Annotated in this window: 17 protein-coding genes; 8 read left to right on the top strand and 9 right to left on the bottom strand. The window is 45.6% G+C overall.

From position 1 onward, the window contains the following. Window positions 1-20: 20 nt before the first annotated feature. Window positions 21-1,397 (bottom strand): Na+/H+ antiporter NhaC family protein, encoded by a 1,377-nt coding sequence (locus EP13_RS02590; protein WP_044055860.1) that lies wholly within the window; start codon window positions 1,395-1,397, stop codon window positions 21-23. Window positions 1,398-1,718: 321 nt separating this feature from the next. On the opposite strand from EP13_RS02590, the gene EP13_RS02595 reads away from it, so the two are divergent. Both EP13_RS02595 and EP13_RS02600 read left to right on the top strand, forming a co-directional pair. Continuing rightward, complete coding sequence (locus tag EP13_RS02595; RefSeq protein ID WP_081869420.1) at window positions 1,719-3,539, top strand: glycoside hydrolase family 3 N-terminal domain-containing protein; 1,821 nt, start codon at window positions 1,719-1,721, stop codon at window positions 3,537-3,539. A gap of 63 nt (window positions 3,540-3,602) precedes the next feature. Further along, window positions 3,603-4,640, top strand: coding sequence for a mechanosensitive ion channel domain-containing protein (locus tag EP13_RS02600; RefSeq protein WP_081869551.1), 1,038 nt, complete (start codon window positions 3,603-3,605; stop codon window positions 4,638-4,640). A gap of 12 nt (window positions 4,641-4,652) precedes the next feature. Here the strand turns inward: EP13_RS02600 and EP13_RS02605 are convergent, their stop codons facing one another. Next, window positions 4,653-5,867 carry an exo-beta-N-acetylmuramidase NamZ family protein gene (locus tag EP13_RS02605; RefSeq protein ID WP_231497912.1) on the bottom strand — a complete coding sequence of 405 codons (1,215 nt, stop codon included), beginning with the start codon at window positions 5,865-5,867 and terminating at the stop codon, window positions 4,653-4,655. Then, complete coding sequence (murQ, locus tag EP13_RS02610) at window positions 5,864-6,817, bottom strand: N-acetylmuramic acid 6-phosphate etherase (protein ID WP_052364253.1); 954 nt, start codon at window positions 6,815-6,817, stop codon at window positions 5,864-5,866. Before murQ ends, EP13_RS02605 begins: the two co-directional genes overlap by 4 nt. A gap of 173 nt (window positions 6,818-6,990) precedes the next feature. Between murQ and alr the strand changes: the two genes are divergently transcribed. Beyond that, on the top strand, window positions 6,991-8,058 hold the full coding sequence (gene alr / locus EP13_RS02615) for an alanine racemase (protein ID WP_044055863.1): 1,068 nt from the start codon (window positions 6,991-6,993) through the stop codon (window positions 8,056-8,058). A gap of 348 nt (window positions 8,059-8,406) precedes the next feature. Here the strand turns inward: alr and EP13_RS02620 are convergent, their stop codons facing one another. The 3 genes from EP13_RS02620 to EP13_RS02630 all read right to left on the bottom strand — a co-directional run bounded on the left by EP13_RS02620 (window position 8,407) and on the right by EP13_RS02630 (window position 10,092). Further along, window positions 8,407-9,096 (bottom strand): YitT family protein, encoded by a 690-nt coding sequence (locus EP13_RS02620; RefSeq protein WP_044055864.1) that lies wholly within the window; start codon window positions 9,094-9,096, stop codon window positions 8,407-8,409. A gap of 245 nt (window positions 9,097-9,341) precedes the next feature. Further along, window positions 9,342-9,644, bottom strand: coding sequence for a hypothetical protein (locus EP13_RS02625; protein ID WP_231401185.1), 303 nt, complete (start codon window positions 9,642-9,644; stop codon window positions 9,342-9,344). Window positions 9,645-9,702: 58 nt separating this feature from the next. Beyond that, on the bottom strand, window positions 9,703-10,092 hold the full coding sequence (locus EP13_RS02630; RefSeq protein ID WP_044055866.1) for a VOC family protein: 390 nt from the start codon (window positions 10,090-10,092) through the stop codon (window positions 9,703-9,705). Window positions 10,093-10,357: 265 nt separating this feature from the next. Here EP13_RS02630 and EP13_RS02635 point away from each other — a divergent pair, with 265 nt between their 5' ends. The 5 genes from EP13_RS02635 to EP13_RS02655 all read left to right on the top strand — a co-directional run bounded on the left by EP13_RS02635 (window position 10,358) and on the right by EP13_RS02655 (window position 15,709). After that, window positions 10,358-11,476: a porin family protein gene (locus EP13_RS02635; protein ID WP_044055867.1), complete on the top strand. Its 1,119-nt coding sequence runs from the start codon at window positions 10,358-10,360 to the stop codon at window positions 11,474-11,476. Between the two features lie 23 nt (window positions 11,477-11,499). Further along, a complete protein-coding gene (locus EP13_RS02640) occupies window positions 11,500-12,297 on the top strand; it encodes a substrate-binding periplasmic protein (RefSeq protein ID WP_044055868.1) in 798 nt (265 codons plus the stop codon). Window positions 12,298-12,475: 178 nt separating this feature from the next. Further along, entirely contained in the window at window positions 12,476-13,792 is a 1,317-nt protein-coding gene (locus tag EP13_RS02645) for an alginate export family protein (RefSeq protein WP_052364254.1), read from the top strand. A 115-nt stretch (window positions 13,793-13,907) separates the two neighbouring features. Further along, entirely contained in the window at window positions 13,908-15,173 is a 1,266-nt protein-coding gene (locus EP13_RS02650) for an NRAMP family divalent metal transporter (protein ID WP_044055870.1), read from the top strand. A 134-nt stretch (window positions 15,174-15,307) separates the two neighbouring features. Beyond that, window positions 15,308-15,709, top strand: a complete 402-nt coding sequence (locus EP13_RS02655; RefSeq protein ID WP_081869421.1) for a hypothetical protein — start codon at window positions 15,308-15,310, stop codon at window positions 15,707-15,709. 26 nt (window positions 15,710-15,735) lie between these two features. Here the strand turns inward: EP13_RS02655 and EP13_RS02660 are convergent, their stop codons facing one another. From EP13_RS02660 to EP13_RS02670, 3 genes are all read right to left on the bottom strand, one after another. Then, the gene (locus tag EP13_RS02660) at window positions 15,736-16,785 is read right to left on the bottom strand and encodes a M28 family metallopeptidase (protein ID WP_044055872.1); all 1,050 of its coding nucleotides are present in this window, start codon (window positions 16,783-16,785) and stop codon (window positions 15,736-15,738) included. Window positions 16,786-16,863: 78 nt separating this feature from the next. Beyond that, window positions 16,864-18,015 (bottom strand): YHYH protein, encoded by a 1,152-nt coding sequence (locus EP13_RS02665; RefSeq protein WP_231497913.1) that lies wholly within the window; start codon window positions 18,013-18,015, stop codon window positions 16,864-16,866. Between the two features lie 115 nt (window positions 18,016-18,130). Next, entirely contained in the window at window positions 18,131-18,790 is a 660-nt protein-coding gene (locus tag EP13_RS02670) for an NADPH-dependent FMN reductase (RefSeq protein ID WP_044055873.1), read from the bottom strand. Window positions 18,791-18,865: the final 75 nt, after the last annotated feature.

Here is an 18,865-nt window from a genome sequence, read left to right on the forward strand (position 1 = left end):
CTCCTTTAAATAGGTTTACCTTAACCAATCATAACTAGGCTGGCGATAAAATAGGCCACTAAGGTTAATCCCCCCGCTAACAAGGCATAAGGGAACTGTGTTTTTACATGGGTGAGAACGTCACATCCTGCGGCTAACGAGGAAACGGCAGTAGTATCTGAAATTGGCGAACAGTGGTCGCCAAATATTCCACCCCCCAATATAGCCGCCACGACTAACGAGGGGGGAAGCCCTAATGTTTGAATAAGAGGAACGCCAATAGGAATCAAAATGGCGAACGTGCCCCATGAGGTTCCTGTCGTAAATGACATGACGGCACCTGCGACAAAAAGCATGGGTACAATAAACACAACCGGGAGATATTCGCCGACGACGCCAGCCACAAACACGCCGGTACCGAGATCTTTTAAGCTATTACCTAACGTTAGCGACAAAAGCACAATTGTGACTAGCGGCAGCAGTTCACCCATACCTTTAAAACCAATTTCTACCGCTTGCTGGTGGGTAAAACGCTTGTGAATAAGCAAAAGGCCATAAGCCACTGCAGTCGCTAGGCCCGTTGCAAACAATACTGACTTACTGCCACTGCCTTGGGATAACGTGCCATTGCCCGTCCATAGCATAAAGCCAATCATACTGAGTACCATGACCAGTAAAGGAACAAGCATAAATCGTGCTTTTGTGGCTGGTACTGTATGTTGAATAGCGTCTGAAGTGGTCAGGGCTTTTTCTTCTTGCGCCATTGGCCCATGCACCTTGTCGGTAGCAATGGTAAACGCCACAATAACAAGGGTGAAAATGGCGTAGAAGTTAAAGATAACACTGCCCCACAAAATAGACGCTGATGACTCGGGAAGTTCATAGGTATCGAGTAAACTCAGTATAAACGCTCCCCATCCGTTGAGTAATATTAGGATACAAACCGGTGCGCTAGTGGAATCAATAATATAGGCCAGTCTAGCGCGGCTCATATTGAAGCGGTCAAACAAGCCTCGGGCAAAAATACCAGCGGTTAAAACAGATAAATTGGACTCAATGAACACCGCTATGCCGGTAAACATGGTAAGTGCGCCCACTTGCTTTTTACTCTTAGCGACGCCTTTGTTAACCAAATAATTGACTGTTGCCGTGACGCCACCAGAGTCGCGAATAAAGGCCAATAAGGCGCCAACCAATACGGAAAATAAAATAACCCGGGTATTGCCAGGGCTAGATGCAGTGCTCACTACCCGTTCAATGGCGTTAATCGGTGCTAAAAAACTAATCTCAGGCGTTGAAGTCAATAGAATGAGAGCTTCGGCACATAGCACCGCAAGCAATAATGCTAAAATAACTTCTTTTTTCCAGAAAACGACAAAAATGGCCACGAGTGGCGGGATGATTGACACCCAATCCATACATCTTTCCAATAGGTTTTAATTAATGAACATTGGCCAGAACACGACAGAAGGTAAGGTTTCGGCCTATTGACGTTTTTTTGCGGCTGTACTTAGTTTACATAGGCTCAGCGACAACTTAATGTGTAAGCGTACCGTAATCGACGCGGTAATTACCAGCGCCTTAGTATTTTTTGTTAGTGTTATTTATTGAATACTCACGGAGTTTTATCATACTAACCTAACTTTCCAACGCGACTTATGCTTTTTTATTAGGACACTTTGTTGAATCACCTTGCCTCTTTTCTTTTATGTGTTGTATGCGTTGCCACGATAGGTTCAATGGATTCAATGAGCCATGCAGCGCAAACGAAATCCCATGTTGTTGAAACAACGGACCGTTCGTTGGGTCAGCGCCTCATTCTCGATTTACGATACTTTTGTGACGATGGCACGCCAGCGTCGGCCTGTCGCACACCGGTTACCCATTTACCCGAAGCACTAAAACGGTTATTGGTTGATTACAATATTGGTGGCGTCATTTTGTTTTCGGAAAATATTGTCAGTGCACAGCAACTGTTAACCCTCAATTATACTATGCAGGCTGCAATGGCTGAGGCGCACAAGCCGCCCTTGTTTATCGCGGTAGACCAAGAAGGAGGGCGGGTGGCGAGATTACCAAGCCATATGCTTACACCGTTTGCAGGCAACTTAGCCATTGGCGCCAGTTATCATGAGCACGGTACTGCATTTGCAAAGAATGTCGCGCAGGGAATTGGCGGAGTACTTCGACCTCTTGGAATTAACACAAATTTTGCGCCTTCAATTGATATAAACAGCGAGCCTAAAAACCCTGTTATTAACGTAAGAAGTTTCGGTGAAAAGCCAGAGCGGGTAGCGGAATTAGGCGAGTCGTTTGTTGCTGCATTACAAGCCGAGGGGGTAATGAGTGCGGTTAAACACTTTCCCGGGCACGGCGATACCCACGTTGACAGCCACTCTGGATTACCGCGAGTCAACCACAGTGAAACGAAAGCGCGAGAGGGCGATCTTCTTCCTTTCCAGCACATTATAAGCAGTGCCACGCCGCCCGCGTTTGTCATGAGTGCCCACATCCAATATCCAGCGTTAGATGCAACCACTTTGCCTAACAAGCATGGCCAATCTCAAATAGTGCCAGCAACCCTCTCAAGAAAAATTTTACATGATATTTTGCGTAACCAGATGGGCTACAAGGGGCTTGTGATCACAGATGCCCTAGATATGGCGGGAATTGCCTCTTTCTTTACGAAGGAGGATGCGGTGGTTCGCGCATTTCAGGCTGGCGCCGATATTGCGCTCATGCCTTATACTATTCGCACACCGTCAGATATACAGGCGTTCAGTGACTTTTTCGACAAATTGCAAACCCAGCTAAAGAAGGGAACCATAAAGCGCCAGGAACATCTTATGTCGTTGCAAAGGGTGTCCAATGCTAAGTCTTCGTTTTCCTTAAGAAATTTTCATGAGAAAGGGCTTTCTTGGTGGCGTGAGGAAGTGGCAGAAAACCCTTGGAATACAAAGAATAAAGCTGTCGAGAAAGCGCTTGCTGACGCGGCTATTACACTTCTTTATGGGGCGGAAGCGCTTCCGTTGCGTACAACCACATGGTTAGCCATGATGCCTGACACTGCACGTTGCCGAGCATTTAGCCACAGTGTGGCTGTGCTAGCACCCGACATATCGCTGGCTTGCATTCCATTAACGACTAAACCCAGTAAGCAAGTCCTTACACGCTTGCTTCCACACGCAGAAACCATCATTGTAGGTGACATTAGTCCCCAACACGCTGTATACGAGCTTGCGGGGTTAGAGTCACCAGAAAATATACAAAACCGAATGGATGAAGGTACCCGACACGATTTTCTGATTCAGTTAATGCAGTCGTCGAAACAGCAAAACAAACAAATTGTGTTTGTGCCTATGCGTATGCCCTATGTCGCAAATACATTCATGCCGTATAGTGATATCGGTATTGCCACCTTTAGCTATTCTGTGACGTTAAATCAAGAAGAGGAATCCCCGGTGAGCAGTGCCATTACCGATGCATTAGTTGAGGTGTTATTGGGGAAATCTCAGGCGCATTCATACGCCCCTTTAAGCTGGCGTTTTAATCAGCATTAATACCGTTACCCTAGAGAGGGTAGGGTTAAAACTAGAATATCAATGAGAGTGGCGAAGCTATTTATGGATACAATGTTTCACGGAATTACCCCTTTTTTCCCCCTATTGGCCTCCCTCACGCTCGTTATTGTGATACTGGCCGGGTTACACTTTTTTTTGCTAGCGAAACCGGTTCATTTAACACAACAGCAGAAGTTACCCCGTCAGTTAAGTATGTTAGTACTTACTTTAATAGGGCTGGTGGTGATTGCAATGTCTCTGCCTGTCAGTGAGAGTACGCGAAATCAGGTGATAGCGCTCATAGGTGTACTTGCGTCTGGAGTTATCGCTTTTTCATCCACCACCATGGTTGGGAACCTTATGGCGGGCTTAGTTCTGCGTGTAAACAAACCCTTCAAAGTGGGGGATTTCATTCGCGTAGAGCAGTTTAGTGGTCGAGTGGCAGAAATGGGGTTACTTGACACCGAAATACAAACCGACACAAGAGAGCTAGTGGCGCTTTCCAATACCTTCATGGTGAATACACCGATTACAGTTACGCGGGGTTCTGGCGCCGTAATATCGGTAGACCTTAGTTTGGGTTACGAATTACACCACAGTTTTGTAGAGAAGCACTTACTTACTGCAGCAGCCAATGCAGGTCTGGATGAAGCTTTCGTTCAGGTAACTTCGCTAGGCGATTTTTCGGTAAGCTATCGGGTAGCGGGGCTATTAACAGACGTGAAAAGTATGCTAAGTGCGCGCTCCCGTCTTCACAAAGCGGTGCTAGACAGTTTGCATCATGCAGGCATTGAAATTGTTTCCCCCTCGTTTATGAATCAACGGGTGCAACCGGTGGGGAGTACGATGATCCCGCAGATGTCTACCCCCGATAAGGGGGCAGTAGATGATCAAGAAAGTTCTCCAGAAGCCATCGTTTATGACAAAGCGGAGCAGGCTGCGGAGCAAGAAAAAAGCAAAGCGCAATTACAAGAGCAGATAGCTGAGTGCGACGCACAATTAGCGATGGCAGAAGGGGAAAATAAAAAGCGCCTTAAGGAAAAGAAAATGGCACTAGAAAGGCAATTAGAAGGTGTCATGACCACAGCCCCGCCAAGCTAATTCGCGCTTCGCTCAATAGAGTAAGTAAGGGGCTCTTTGCTTTTTAAACGCCGCTAAATCGGCTTGCCAACTTGCCTTAATCTGTTCCCCTGTAAACCCATCTTTTATTTGTTGCCGCAATAACGATGTACCTGCCAGTTTGTCGAAAAACTGAGGTCGCGTAAAAAACGGTGTATGCGTTTGTTGAAACGCATTGTAGGAGCGAACCCACCATGTAGGCGATAAACCTAAAGCATCTTCAGCGCTCAATTTTTGAATCCGTAGTGTGGCATTATTATGTTTCGGGTTTAATGCCGCTGTTGAACTACTGACGTTAATCGAGTCTTTTCCTAACGCAACGTCTGGGTGGCCAATAATTTGGAAGGGAAGCGGCGTTCCTCTGCCAATACTGACGTCAGTACCTTCAAATAAGCAAAGGGTGGGGTATAAAGACACGGCGGTATCATTAGGCAAATTTGGGCTAGGCGGCACTGGGAGGCGATAAGCTTTTTGTTTATGGTAATGACGTACGGGAATAATGGTTAACTGTAATTGATCAGCGTTTTCAATCCACCCTTCACCCTTAATCATGAGGGCCAATTCGCCTAGGGTCATACCATGTAATACAGGGATAGGGTGCATACCTACAAAAGAGCGGTAGTTTAGGTCAAGTACTGGGCCATCAACATATTGCCCATTAGGGTTGGGCCGGTCTAAAACCATTACCGGTATATCATGCTCAGCGGCGGCTTCCATCACGTAGTGCAGGGTGCTTAAGTAGGTGTAAAAACGTACTCCAACATCTTGTAAATCAAAAACGATCAGGTCGACGTTTTTCAGCATGGCAGACGTGGGCTTCTTGTTGTGCCCATACAGTGAGTAAATAGGAATATGAGTGATGGGGTCGCGCTCATCACTAATTGTTACACCTGCGCCTTTGTCACCTCTAAAACCATGCTCAGGAGACATGATGCTAATAATATTGACTTGCTTATTGAGTAGAGTGTCCACCAAATGCACGTATTCTTCTGCGTTTTCTGAATCGGGCACAACCGCACTTTGATTCACAACCATGGCGACCTTTTTACCTTTCAATTGCGAAAGGTAACGTGGGAATTGTGCCGCACCAACGTCTTGTAATGTGACCCGTTCATTTCCGCTAGCCACACCAGTAAACACGAGCTGTAAAAGCAAGACTAAAGTTAACGCTATTGCAGGTAGCCGCAGTGTTTTAATGGGTGTCCTCACGGTATTTCCCGGTGACCTATTGCGCCGCGCAAATAACCCTGGCTTTCGGCGAGGTGTTTTCGGGCGGTATCAACATCTGTATTCGTCAATATCATTAAAATAGCTAATTTGGCGTTATTGTCTGCCTCGCTGAGAGTTTCAGCTGCGACCTCTTCTGTGCATTGAGTTGCTTGCATCACAATGCGTTTCGCCCTTGCTTTTAACTTGGCGTTGGTGGCGTTGACGTCCACCATCAAATTCTCATAGGTTTTCCCAAGCTTTACCATGGTGGCGGTGCTAATCATATTCAGAATCATTTTCTGCGCAGTACCCGACTTCATACGAGTTGAACCGGTTAGCGCTTCAGGCCCTACCAATGGGCAAATGGCAATATCAGCATGGCTAAACATGACGGCATTAGGGCTACATGCAATCGCAGCAGTGCTGCAACCAAGTTGGCGTGCGTATCGTAGTCCGCCGCACACATAAGGCGTTCGGCCACTTGCAGATAGCCCGATGACGGTGTCGTCTTTGGTCAAGGTCAGTGAGGCCAGGTCCTCTTCCCCGGCAAGCTGATTATCTTCTGCGCCTTCTACTGCATGTTGAATAGCAGGTTCGCCTCCAGCAATAACGCCAATAACCATAGAGTCTGGCACGCTAAAGGTAGGCCTGCATTCTACGGCATCTAAAATCCCCAATCGGCCACTGGTTCCAGCCCCTAAATAAATTAAACGGCCACCCTTTTTGAGGCTAGAAGTGGCAGCGTCTACTGCTTTTGCAATGGCGGGGATTGCTTGTTTAACCGCCTCTGCTACTTTGGCATCTTCACGATTAATACAGGCGAGCATTTCTTCAGTAGAGAGCGTGTCCATATGTGTGGTCTCTGGATTTCTCCCTTCAGACACGATACGTGATAACTCCTCAGCTAAAATAGACGTTGAGGTCGTTTGAGAAGACGGCGTGGATGACATAGCAGATCCTAAATAGGTTTGAAAAATAGCGCATTGTTATTGTAAGCCGCTTTATTAATAAAAATAACCACCACCAAGGCCATTGGTGAAAATAATTACGCCAGCGAATTTGATCTTGCCCTAGTCATGGTACACTGCGCGTCTGCGCTGTACTGAAGGAATACTTTGCACACGTGAGTCGACAAACACAAGCTATCATCCACGCCGATGCCATTATTCACAATTTTAAATTGCTATCGGCTATGGCCCCTCAAAGCACATCTATGGCGGTGATTAAAGCTGATGCTTATGGTCATGGGGCCGTTAATGTTGCGCGCATTCTACAACATGTTTCACCTCACTTTGCCGTGGCAATAATTGAAGAAGCTATAGTGTTGCGTGAAGCCGGTGTCACCGTACCGATTGTCATTCTGGAAGGCGCGCATCAACCCAAAGAATGTGAAATGGCGTTTGCGCATAACTGCATTTTGGTCACCCACAATGAAGAGCAATTACGATGGCTAGAAACATGTGCTGAGGATAGATTGCCCCAGGTTTGGTTGAAAGTTGACAGTGGTATGCATAGGCTAGGTTTTGCTGTGAATCAGGTGCCAGGTATTTTGTCGAACTATCCTCGTGTATTGAAACAAGATACTGTATTGGTGACCCACTTAGCTTGCGCTGATGACACCAGCAATACGTTTACTCAAACCCAACTAGACACCTTTTACCGCATGGCGACGCAAACCGGGCTGGCGGTAAGTGTGGCCAATTCTCCCGCTACTATTCAGTGGCCAGCAAGTAGAAACAATTGGAACCGGCTTGGCATTGCTGTGTATGGTGGTTTTAAAGATGAATCTGCACTTTCTCTTCTTCCCGCTATGACGTTACGCAGTAGCGTTATTGCATTACGAAACGTACCTCAAGGAGAGTCGGTGGGTTACGGTCAAACATGGACGGCAACACAAGACAGCGTTATTGCGACAGTGGGCATCGGCTACGCCGATGGTTACCCTAGGCATTGCCCTAATGGCACGCCTGTGTTTGTTAACAATGCACGAGCCTTTCTTGCGGGACGGGTCTCAATGGATATGATCACAATCGATGTTACCCATATTCCTGACGTTGCTATTGGCGATTCGGTAGAACTGTGGGGGGAAAACGTTGCCATTGGAGAAGTGGCGAAGGCCGCAGGAACCATTGATTATGAATTGATGACACGGGTGTCTGCGCGAGTGCCGAGAATCGTTAAGTATCGTTAATCTTATCAAGGGGTTAACAATATTTGTATGAAAAGTTAAAAAGTATTCATCAAAAGAATGAGACTTTACCCCCCGTGTTAGGCATATACTAGTTGAACTTAGTGATGAGACTGGCGTGAACTTTTCATGACCTACTGCACTAAGTATTAACTTGTCAGAGAGGTTTTTATGCGCACTTCGTATTCTCGCCCAAGGGTGAACCGTGGAGTTGTAAGTAGACCGTCAAGGCCTGTGCAGAAGAAGCAGTAAGGTAGAGGCAAGAACACTACGCTGGTAAGCGAGTGATTTAGCAGTAAGAGATACAAAGCGAACCCGGTACATCAGTAAAATGAGGTGCCGGGTTTTTTGTTAGCTATTTTGAGGGTGTAACTCAGACGCCACATTCGCTTCTTGTTGTGTGCCCTTAGCGTTTCTCTTTTTATTTTTAGTCTTCGCATCCGCAGTGGGGAAATAGCGCTCGGGTCTATGATTTAGCGAGATTACCATGTTTAAACAGATCGCCGCTAAAATAGAAATGAGTACCAGATGCCATTCAATAAAGAAAAGGGCGGTGAGCAAAATTGTGCTATCTACGGCCAATTGAAATGATCCTGCGCGAATATTGAATTTACTTTGGAGGTAAAAAGCTAAAATACCAACGCCGCCTAAGCTGGAGCTATGCCTGAACATGATTAGCATGCCCACACCAATGAGTATGCCGCCGAAAATCGCAGCAAAAAACGGGTTAATATGGCTTATATCCACAAAAGCTGGAATTTGCTCTGTCAAAATAGATACTGTGGTAACGGAAATGAAGGTATTGAACGTAAACCGCTTACTAATTTGCGTCCACGCCAACGTATAAAAGGGCAAATTGATTAAAAAGAATAACAAGCCAAAATCCATGTCCACTGCGTAGGTGCCTAGTAATGCTAAGCCTGCAGCCCCGCCTACCATGAGATCTTGAGATTGAAATAAAAATACCCCAAACGCGACAAATAAGCCTGCGCTAACAAGAGCAAAGATATCCTCAATGACACTGTGAGTTGTGTTATGCATAGGAAGAAGATCGGATTAAGAAGACACAGTGTAATTATACGTTTACATAGTAAATGGATACAGGGAAGAGGATGAATCAAAGAGGGTAAACCTAAGGCGAGGGGTACCTAAGCCTTTACGACTCTTAAAGATTTGGTAATTATAATGTGGTTTAAATGTAAAATTTAACCTAATGCTTCCATTGATACGAGGTTATAAAGCATGCCTAGCCAATAGGTCGGCGCCTGACCAGCTTGGCCTACAGGCTATTGCGCAATAGAAAACACCACAATATCTTGCTTATTAAAATCAATGCGACATGACATCATACCCAGATGAAGGGGGCTATAAGCCACGATACGACTTCCGTTAGCGATAAATGTTGTATCGTACGTCGATAGTTCTGCGGTATTTAATTGTCTTATTACGCTGCTTTTCGATACGCCAGGATAGAAGTTATCACACAGATAAAACACCTCTTTCTTCGCTTCAATCCAGAAAAAGGTAAGTGAAATCAAAACAGCGATAGCGGCAATTGCAATAATATCAATGAGTATAGAGCGCTTCATTGCGTGCAATTTATTCTCCTTCTACCTTTTCATGTCAGCCGGGATATCAAATAGGAAACTAAACAGTGGGTTGAATGAGATCCCATTTATTACCGTATTTATCCCTAAAAATAGCCACAGTGCCATAAGGCTCTTCTCGGGGAGATTCTAAAAATTCAACGCCTTTTTGTTTAAAGGTGTCGTAATCCCGCCAAAAATCTTCGGAAGCTAAAATCATAAATACACGATCTGCTGCTTGTTTTCCAATGAGCGCACGCTCCTCTTCGTTTGAGGCGCGCATTAACAATATGCTTGCACTGCTGCCTCTAGGCGTGACTAATACGAAGCGACTGTCCTTGCCCGTCGACTTATCTTCACTCAACGTAAACCCTAACGTGTGTGTGAAATAATCGATTGCGGAATCATAGTCATCTACAAAATAGCTAATGGCGGAAAGGTTGTGGGGCATGCGTGGTCTTATACTTTAGAAAATAAGGCATCAGTGTAACCAACCAGGGCAACGAAGCAAACCCAGCACTCGATAAGTTAACCGCATTTCATGGTTATTAACCCTTGGCTCTTAAGTGTCTGTAGGTGGCGAAATAGGGGGGCATATGTGATCTTTTTACCGCACTGGCTGAGTATAGTGGTAGTGATGGAATTAATTTGGTACGTCGTTGACAGAAGGTTTATCCTTACAAGGATACGCGTACCACAAGCATGCAGGAAGAGGAATGAAAAAACTATTACCCGTGCTTCCCTTAACTCTTTTAGGCGTGAGTGAAATGAATCATGCTTATGCCGATGAACTCCCTTTTACACTGTCTGGCCATGTGCGGGTTAATTACGGGCATCAAGACTGGCAGCTGCCTGAGTTTCGCGATGGATTTGAATTTGAGTCCATTAAGCTAGGGGTGTCAGGCAGTTCTGACCAATTCAGTTATAAAGCAGAGTATCGGTGGTATGAGAATACCGACTTCGACACGATTCGCTTCGCCGACCTAACCTACCATTATGACGAGCAAACCGAGATAACTGCCGGTATCACTCAAACCCCTTTTGGCTTGCAACCCTTCGCCAGTAATAACTTTTGGTTTTCGGTGAATTATTATTTGGGATTTGAGGACGACTACGACGCAGGGGTTAAAATTAACCATCAGCGCGGGGCGTGGGATTTCCAAGCAGCCTACTTTATGAACGATGAATATAATGACGCCGCCGAATTTGGCCGATATTCATTTGATGTAGCTGACGACGGAGAGTATCGAAATCAGGAAGATGGCCAATACAACCTTCGTGCGAACTACACAGGAAATTTCATTCAAGGGGGAACGACCGAAATAGGTGTGTCTTATCAATACGGGGAAATTCTCAATCTCGACACACTTGATGATGGCGATATGAGTGCGTATGCCGCACACCTAAGGCATACCCAAGGGAATTTCAAAGTAGAACTGCAATATATTGATTACGACTATGATCTGGCCGTGCCTGACGAGCAAGCAGATGATCGCATTGCGCTATCTTCATTTACCTTTCCGTTTCTTGCTGCGGCAGATGGTGAGACCTACTCAGCCAACCTGGTTTACTCGGTCCCTTATCAATTTTCTCATATCGAATCTCTCACCTGTTACTCTGAGTACAGTGAAGCGAAAGGCGAGGATACTTCTGGTATGCGCTCATCCCAATGGATCAACGGGTGCAGTTTCGGATGGGATAAATTATTTGTATATGTCGACAGCATCCAAGGCAAAAACATGTGGTTTTCTGGTGGCCCAGGGGTAGGCTTAGACTTGGGCGGCAGGCAAGAAACTACGCACAGGTTGAATATCAATTTGGGTATTTATTTTTAATTCATAAAGGATAAGGAATGACTATGCGGTTTTTAATAACGCTAACTTTACTGTGCGCACTGGTCCCTTTACCGAGCTTTGGGCACGCATGGTTAAAGCTTAAAATTGCGACAACGGAATACGCGCCTTACACGTCTACCGAGATGCAGCATGATGGATACATTAATCATATTATTGCTGATGCATTTTTGGAAACAGGTGTGGTAGTTGAGTTTGTTTCCATGTCTTGGGAAGACGCGCTAGAAGCTGCTAAAAGCGGAGAATACGATGCGGTCTCTTATGGCAACTTTGTAAGGGCCAGAGAAGATGAGTTCTTTCACAGCGAGCCTATAACGGCCGAAAGTTTGGTGTTCTACGTTAATAAAAATGCCGGGCCGGAGAATTGGCGTGAACTCTCTGACCTATCAGAACATAAAATGGGTGTCACTGACGGCTACCTTTATAATGATGAACTCGCTTCCTATATTCAGGCTGGTAGCAACATTGTTAAGAACAGTGACGACGACACCAATTTGCGAGCACTCATTCAAGGTGATATTGATGTTTTTCCCATCGATGAACTCACAGGCTGGTACTTACTTGAACGGGATTATTCGAACGCTGAACGCAATAAGGTAATGGCCATAAAGCCATTTATCTCTACAGTAACCACGCATTTGCTGATACCTAAGGGGCAAAGTGACAGCCAACTTATTCTCGCTTTATTTAATAAAGGACTAGAATCGTTAACGTTAGAGGGTAAGTTAACGCGCTTCAAGCGCCTATTAAAAGAGGGGTATTACCAGCATCCGCAAAAGAAAGTAAATTTCGATAGGCGCTAATGGAATAGTGGAACATACGGTGTGATTGATGATTAAAGGTGAGTTTCTCTCACCTTTTTTTCACCCCTAATGACAAAACATTTGCCTCGCTCGCTATACCAAAGAAGCAATGCATTTTTTGCCCTACCGCCTATACTGCGCACTAACTTAAAGCATGCGCGTTCCCACAGGTTGATAGATGTTAAAGAAGTATAAGCGTCTGACGAGTTTGTTGTATTCTCGAAAACTCTCTTTTTCAGCGCCACTACTATTTATAGTGGTTTCAGCAGTTGCTAACGCCTCTTCAATAGAATATGACATCAGTGGCTCATATCGGTTGCGTTATGAAACTCTACATAACCCTATTTTCCCTACTACCCGTGACGAGCGCGATAAATCCAATGAACGCATCTCCTCTCAGCTGCTTGTTAAAGGGCAAGTGGCATGGAACAACTTTCAGGTTACCGCAGAGCTCGCTGACTCGCGGGTGTTCCTCGATGACAACGACCCCACATTAACGTCTTCGCAGGTTAATACTTTAGAGCCCATCCAGTTTTTTATGCGCTACACGTTACCGCGTAATGGCGGGCTTAAAGCCGTTTCTATTGGCCGTATGACCATTGATCATGGCAGCCGTCGCTTACTTGCTCAAGCAGTCTATCGGAATACCAAAAATAGCTTCGATGGCGTATTGCTCGATTGGGTTTGGAATAAATGGGATATCAGAGGCTTTTATTTATTGCCGGTGAGCCGTAATCCTTCTACAAGCCAAGCACTGGATAACAATGAGCGAGCCTTTGATAAAAGCGTTAGTGAACGTAAAATCTTTGGCCTATATTCAACCTCGCCAGATGACAATGTGAAGCTTCAAAGCTATTGGTTCAAAGAGGATGACTCTGCACGTTTATCTACAAAAAACCGCGACTTATTCACGCTTTCTGTTGACTATACGTGGTCAATTGCCAACACCTGGAAAGCCAACGTTGAAGTAATAGGGCAAACAGGCACATCCCATGAAACCACAAGTGCCACGGATCTCACTGAAAAAGAGGTGCGCGGTTTTATGATGCATGGTGCAATTGAAAAACAGCTCAAACTTGGCACGCTTTTGCGTGCCGAACTTGATTACATCAGTGGTGACAATGACGCGTCTGATGACACTATAACGAATTTCGATAGCCTGTATGGTGTTCGTCGCTTCGACTTCGGGCCAACGGATGTTTATCAAGCTATGCCGAGAAGAAATCTGGTTGCGATAGGGGCAAGAAGTGTGAACACAGCATTTGATCATCACAACCTTATGGTGAGCTATAAAGCCATGTGGTATGAAGAAGCGCCCGAGTCAGTGGATAGCTTTATTGGGAATCAAATTGAATTCCGTTGGCGTTGGCAAGTTAAGCCCAATCTCAGGCTTGCTCTTGGCGGCGCATATCTTAAAAAAGGCAAGGGATTTGAGCGTGGTGATTACAGTGGCGACAGCCGCTTTCTATTCACCGGTGCGCGCTACACGTTCTAAGCGTTGCTTCATTGCAGGTTGGAATGCAGCACATAGACTAATCTTCTTCCGCCAAAAACTATTACCTGATAAGGTTGCCGTTTGAATTTCTTTATATCTACATTAAGAGGTTAGCTTGTCGGAATTATCACAGCCTACACCATGGGCCAAGTGTGCAGCTTTTTTACGATTGTTAGGGCCAGGCGTACTCATGGCAACCGCGGCCGTCGGCGGGAGTCACTTGGTTGCTTCTACCCAAGCTGGGGCCAAATTTGGTTGGCAACTTATTGTCCTTATTCTGGCTGTTAATGTTTTGAAGTACCCCTTTTTTCGCGCAGGGGTAAGCTACACAATTAGTACCAAAGAAACCTTACAGCAAGGTTATCGAAAAATGGGAAAGGGTTACTTAGGGTTAGCGCTTGCCCTAAATATTGTAGCTTCAGTTGTGAATGCAGCGGCATTATTGTTATTCGCGGCTAGCTTACTGGCTTATTTTATACCCTTTGATGTCTCAGTCGCAGTGACCGGCGCAGCCGTACTTTGCGCTATCCTTTTTATTTTACTGGCAGGGCACTTTGCGGCTCTGGATGGCGTCGCAAAAGGAATTATGGCGGTACTCGTGATAGCTACCTTTGCCGCGTTTCTTATGGCTTTATTTAACGGCCCCGTGCAACCCAGTGGCTATGTTTCACCTTCACCTTGGACAATGGCCACCCTAGGGTTTCTAGTGATTACTATGGGGTGGATGCCCGCCCCCATTGAAATATCCAGCATCACATCATTGTGGCTAAAGCGACAATGCAAAGTTCAGCCTGTGTCGGCAAGAAGTGCATTGTTCGATTTTAATTTAGGCTATGCCGTAACGACGCTTTTAGCACTGATGTTCTTGGCGCTAGGGGCGTTAGTTTTGCACGGTAGTGGCGAAACATTAGCAACAAGCGGCATTGGTTTCTCACAGCAGCTGGTCAGTTTATACGCCAACACCATTGGTCCGTGGTCACATTGGCTTATCGCGCTGGTGGCATTTTTATGTATATTTGGTTCTGCATTGACGGTATATGACGGTTACGCACGTGTTATTGCGGAGGCGATAGCGTTGCTTGCACCTACAAAACTAAGCACCACAGCTGTTTTTACCCCAGTTCTCATAACTATGGCGATATGTAGTTTCAGCATAGTGTTGTTCTTCAAGTCTGCGCTTTTAGCCATGTTAGGTTTTGCGATGACATTAGCGTTCCTGACAACACCTATTTTTGCTTGGCTGAATCACGGTCTTGTGAAACGTTTTGCACTGCACCCAGATGTGAAAGCAAATAAATTGGTTCAAATCCTCAGTTATGCAGGTCTTCTCTATTTGTTTGGGTTCTTACTTTTATTTGTAGGTTGGAAATGGTTCGGTTAGGTATTACGTTATCGAACCCTTCTTCATCAATTAGTTGTAACCTTCCCTAGAGTGGCAGATCATCGCCTATACTTATTCAATGTAAATGAATAGGAAGAGAGCCAGTATTTATGCTGTTTCCGATGAGTCATTCAATGACAAAAGTGACGCTGTTAGGCATTGCTATGCTTTTTTGTTCTGCGTGCACAGAGGAACAAACAACATGGCATAATGCTTACGACATAGAAAATGAACTTCACTTGCTAACACAAGAAAGTGACAGGCAGGTTATTTTCGCAAGATTGCAGGAAATTCATCAAACTCTTCCGTTATATATACAACGGGAACAGCAAATTGCCTCGCTAGAAGGTGAAATGGCCAAGTGGCTTGTAACGCTAAATACCAGTTTAAGAAATGCGCCACTCCATCACGCCACTATTGAAAACTGCGAATCATGGCGACGTGCCATGGAAGTATCTTGGCAACAAGAACTCAGCCTTTTAAATGAACGTGCGAAGGAAGTGTGGCGTGTTATGTTAGCCACTTGTAAGGCTTAGCTATCATTGCACGCCCACCTTAGTTTTTACCCGTTGGGTTCGAGTAGAACAAATGCTTTCAACAACGCAACGTTCGAATGAAACTGCGCTTTCATGTGTTTCTCGTGTGTTGGAATTAAATAGGCTTGTTGGTCAAACTTGGTATGCCAAAGCTTACCCCAAAACTTTTCTTCTTCCCGATTACACGCCGACAGCGTTTTGTCGTCGAAGCAAGTCCAAAATTCTGAGTTTGCTGTTTGCGAATATCCATCCCGTCCAGATTCACCATCAATAGCAAAGTTTGTTGCTTCTATGTACGCTATAGGAAAGCCAGCACATGCAAATGGCGCATGATCTGACCATCCCCCAGTCACGCCTTCGGGGTAATCTTCAGTCGTAGGGTGAACTAAATACTCAAGGGTATTGCTTACGGTTGTGGAGGTGGTCAGTAAGGCATCCCGCAGAACGGGGTTAGAATTAAAGTTATTGGCCTGCGAATCAGCACATTTATAAGGCAAAGCGTGCGCGCTGTGAACATACAGCATATCACCGCCAATTACTGTATCTAAGTTTATCATGCCAACAATATCTGTATACGCTATTTCTTGTGACTCTATTAATGATGACACATAGTGTCGCGCGCCAAATAGGCCAACTTCTTCAGCACCAAAAAGCACTATGCGTACATTGTAATATGGCGTTTTTCCTTGAAGTTGTTTAGCGAGTGCTAACAGGGTTATTGCGCCAGAGGCGTTATCTGTCAGTCCATGAGAGCCTTTTTTGTAACCAATGGCATCGTAGTGTGCACCAATGATGAGTGTTTTATCCGACTGGCCTTCTATAACCACTTCAATATTCTGAGAGGGGAGATTTTTGCCATAATGGAAAAACGTAAAGGGTTGAATATTGACGGGTACATCTTGCGCTTCAAACTGCGCAGTAAGCCATTGCGCTGCCTTCTGCTCACCGGGTTTTCCTGCTAGCCTTTCGCCGTAGGTAGAAGAAAAATGCACAAGCGAATCCCAATCCGACTGTGATGCCGATGCAGTCAGGCAAGAAAAAATAAAGGTTACAGCGAACAAGTAGGCTTTTTTCATAGTGAATGTTTTCAATGTTATATAAGCTAATGCTTGGCTAAGTAAGTCGCCTTACTTAGCCGTAAGCGTGGTTTCTACCTACCGAGCATGTTGAGGCGGTTGAGGTAGTGCAGAGCGCAATGCTTTCTCAGTTACGCCGAGTTTCTCTGCAGCGGCAGCAATGTTGGGGCGTTGCCCATTACCTTTTAACGCATTCATCAGGTCTTCTGTAGAGACCCCTAATATTTGCGCAGCTTCCTCAAAGCCAGGGGGCATGCCCTGTCCAGGGCCTCTTCGTGCATTCCCCTGAGACCCAATGCCGGTGGATGATGTGGTTGAAAAGTTATTTTCAGCAACCACACCAGAAAGACAGGTAGGTAGATTAGGAAATTCAGTGGATGCGTGGTAATGATAGGTTTTACCTAACCGTGTTTCACCCATGTGCCCGTGACATTTATCTAAGCCTTCAGGTTTCGAGCCATCTGCTTCAAGGCTACCAAACATGGGGAAGCCATCAAATGCAAAGCCAAATGCAGCGGTAGCATCTTGCGCTAGTGCGCAGTTAACCGCGACACCTTCTGTTTTTTCTACAGTTGCTATGTCTGTCGAAGTAGCATGCCAGTGATACCAACCACCAGGGTCGATATGCCCCCCACATACATCTAGTGCAGGTAAGTGGCCGGTATCGAGTACCGAGGGGGCATCTGCGAATATAGGTACACCGTCTAATGCCACCCCAACTTTTGCGACCGTGCCTAGAGAGAGGGCTTTTTCGGCCATTCTAGGCTCAATGGGTAATAGCATCGTAATGGTAACGTCTTTATCTGGCGTTGCCATTAGACAGGTATGATCGGCCTCCGGGGGTTGGCCTGAGCCTGGATCCGAAATAACAATGCGCCCATCTTTGTCATAAAAACGGTAGCCCTGGTCAGCCAACATCTCAAAAAAATCGCGGTCAAGACGATAAAGACCCGCCTTTTCGCCATCCCAATCCCATATGCCTCCTTTTTCATCAATATTAGAAGGGCAAAAGGGGCCAATCTCAAGACCTTCGGGCTGGTAGGCAACGGTGAATTTGTAACACTGCGCTGAACTTCCATCTTCCAAGTTACACTCAACAACAGCCGGCTTTTCAACAAACGCAGACGGTGTAAATTTTGTTGGATCTACATGGGCGCTAACGAGCATTGGTATCGTTGCCATACTTAAAATAGGCAACAGGATTAACCGGCCGACTGGTCGCTGGGACATACTTAAACCCTTGGAGTTAAAAAACGTTTAAAGATTGACGATGTAATGGATAAGCATAAAGGTATTACTATAAACATTGTGATGAACAGGGTAAAAGGATTATCTGCGAACTACCTTATGGTGCGTTACGTTGCGAGGGATTACGCTTAAAATCTTTTACTAGCTGGTGAGGGTTCACCTGGTCTCGATGTTCTTTTGCAGCCTGCGCCCACCAAATCATTTGGTTGATGGTTCTACCAAAGTAATCAAACCACGCCTCTTGCTTTTCACCTGCTTTTACTGAACCATCCGCCTCGAAAATATCTTGCGCCTTCGGCACATGTATCATGGCAGACACAGGCAGGCAGCCAAGTTCCGAAAGAAAAGTTCGCATTCCAACTGCAGCTCGCATCCCGCCCCATTGCCCTGCTGAGTAGGTCACAATGGCACTGGGTTTGTAGGAATACAAAGAGCTGCCAAAATGGTTGAGTAAATTGGCTAAGGCTGGGCTCATGGAATGGTTGTATTCTGGGCTTATCATGACAAATCCATCAGCGGCTTCTATTTTTTCAGCTAATTGATTAAGTGCCGAAGGCGCTTTCCCTTCAGGGTAAGCAAAGTGAGGTTTGAAAACAGGGCTGGGCGAAAAATCCATAGCATCTACCAACTCAACGTCATGCTCGCCGTAACGGCGTTGTAAACAGGTTACCAGTGCATCTGACACTCTAGCCCCTAATCTGGCCGGGCTAGGCGGCGTACTATCTCGCACCGTGCCCAAAAAAACTAGAAATTTCATTGTAAACTCCGTGAAAGGGTAAGGTGTCATACCCATTGTTCATTTTCGTTTAGTTTTTCACTTATCATGTGTCGC

Source organism: Alteromonas australica, assembly GCF_000730385.1.
Classification (GTDB): domain Bacteria; phylum Pseudomonadota; class Gammaproteobacteria; order Enterobacterales; family Alteromonadaceae; genus Alteromonas; species Alteromonas australica.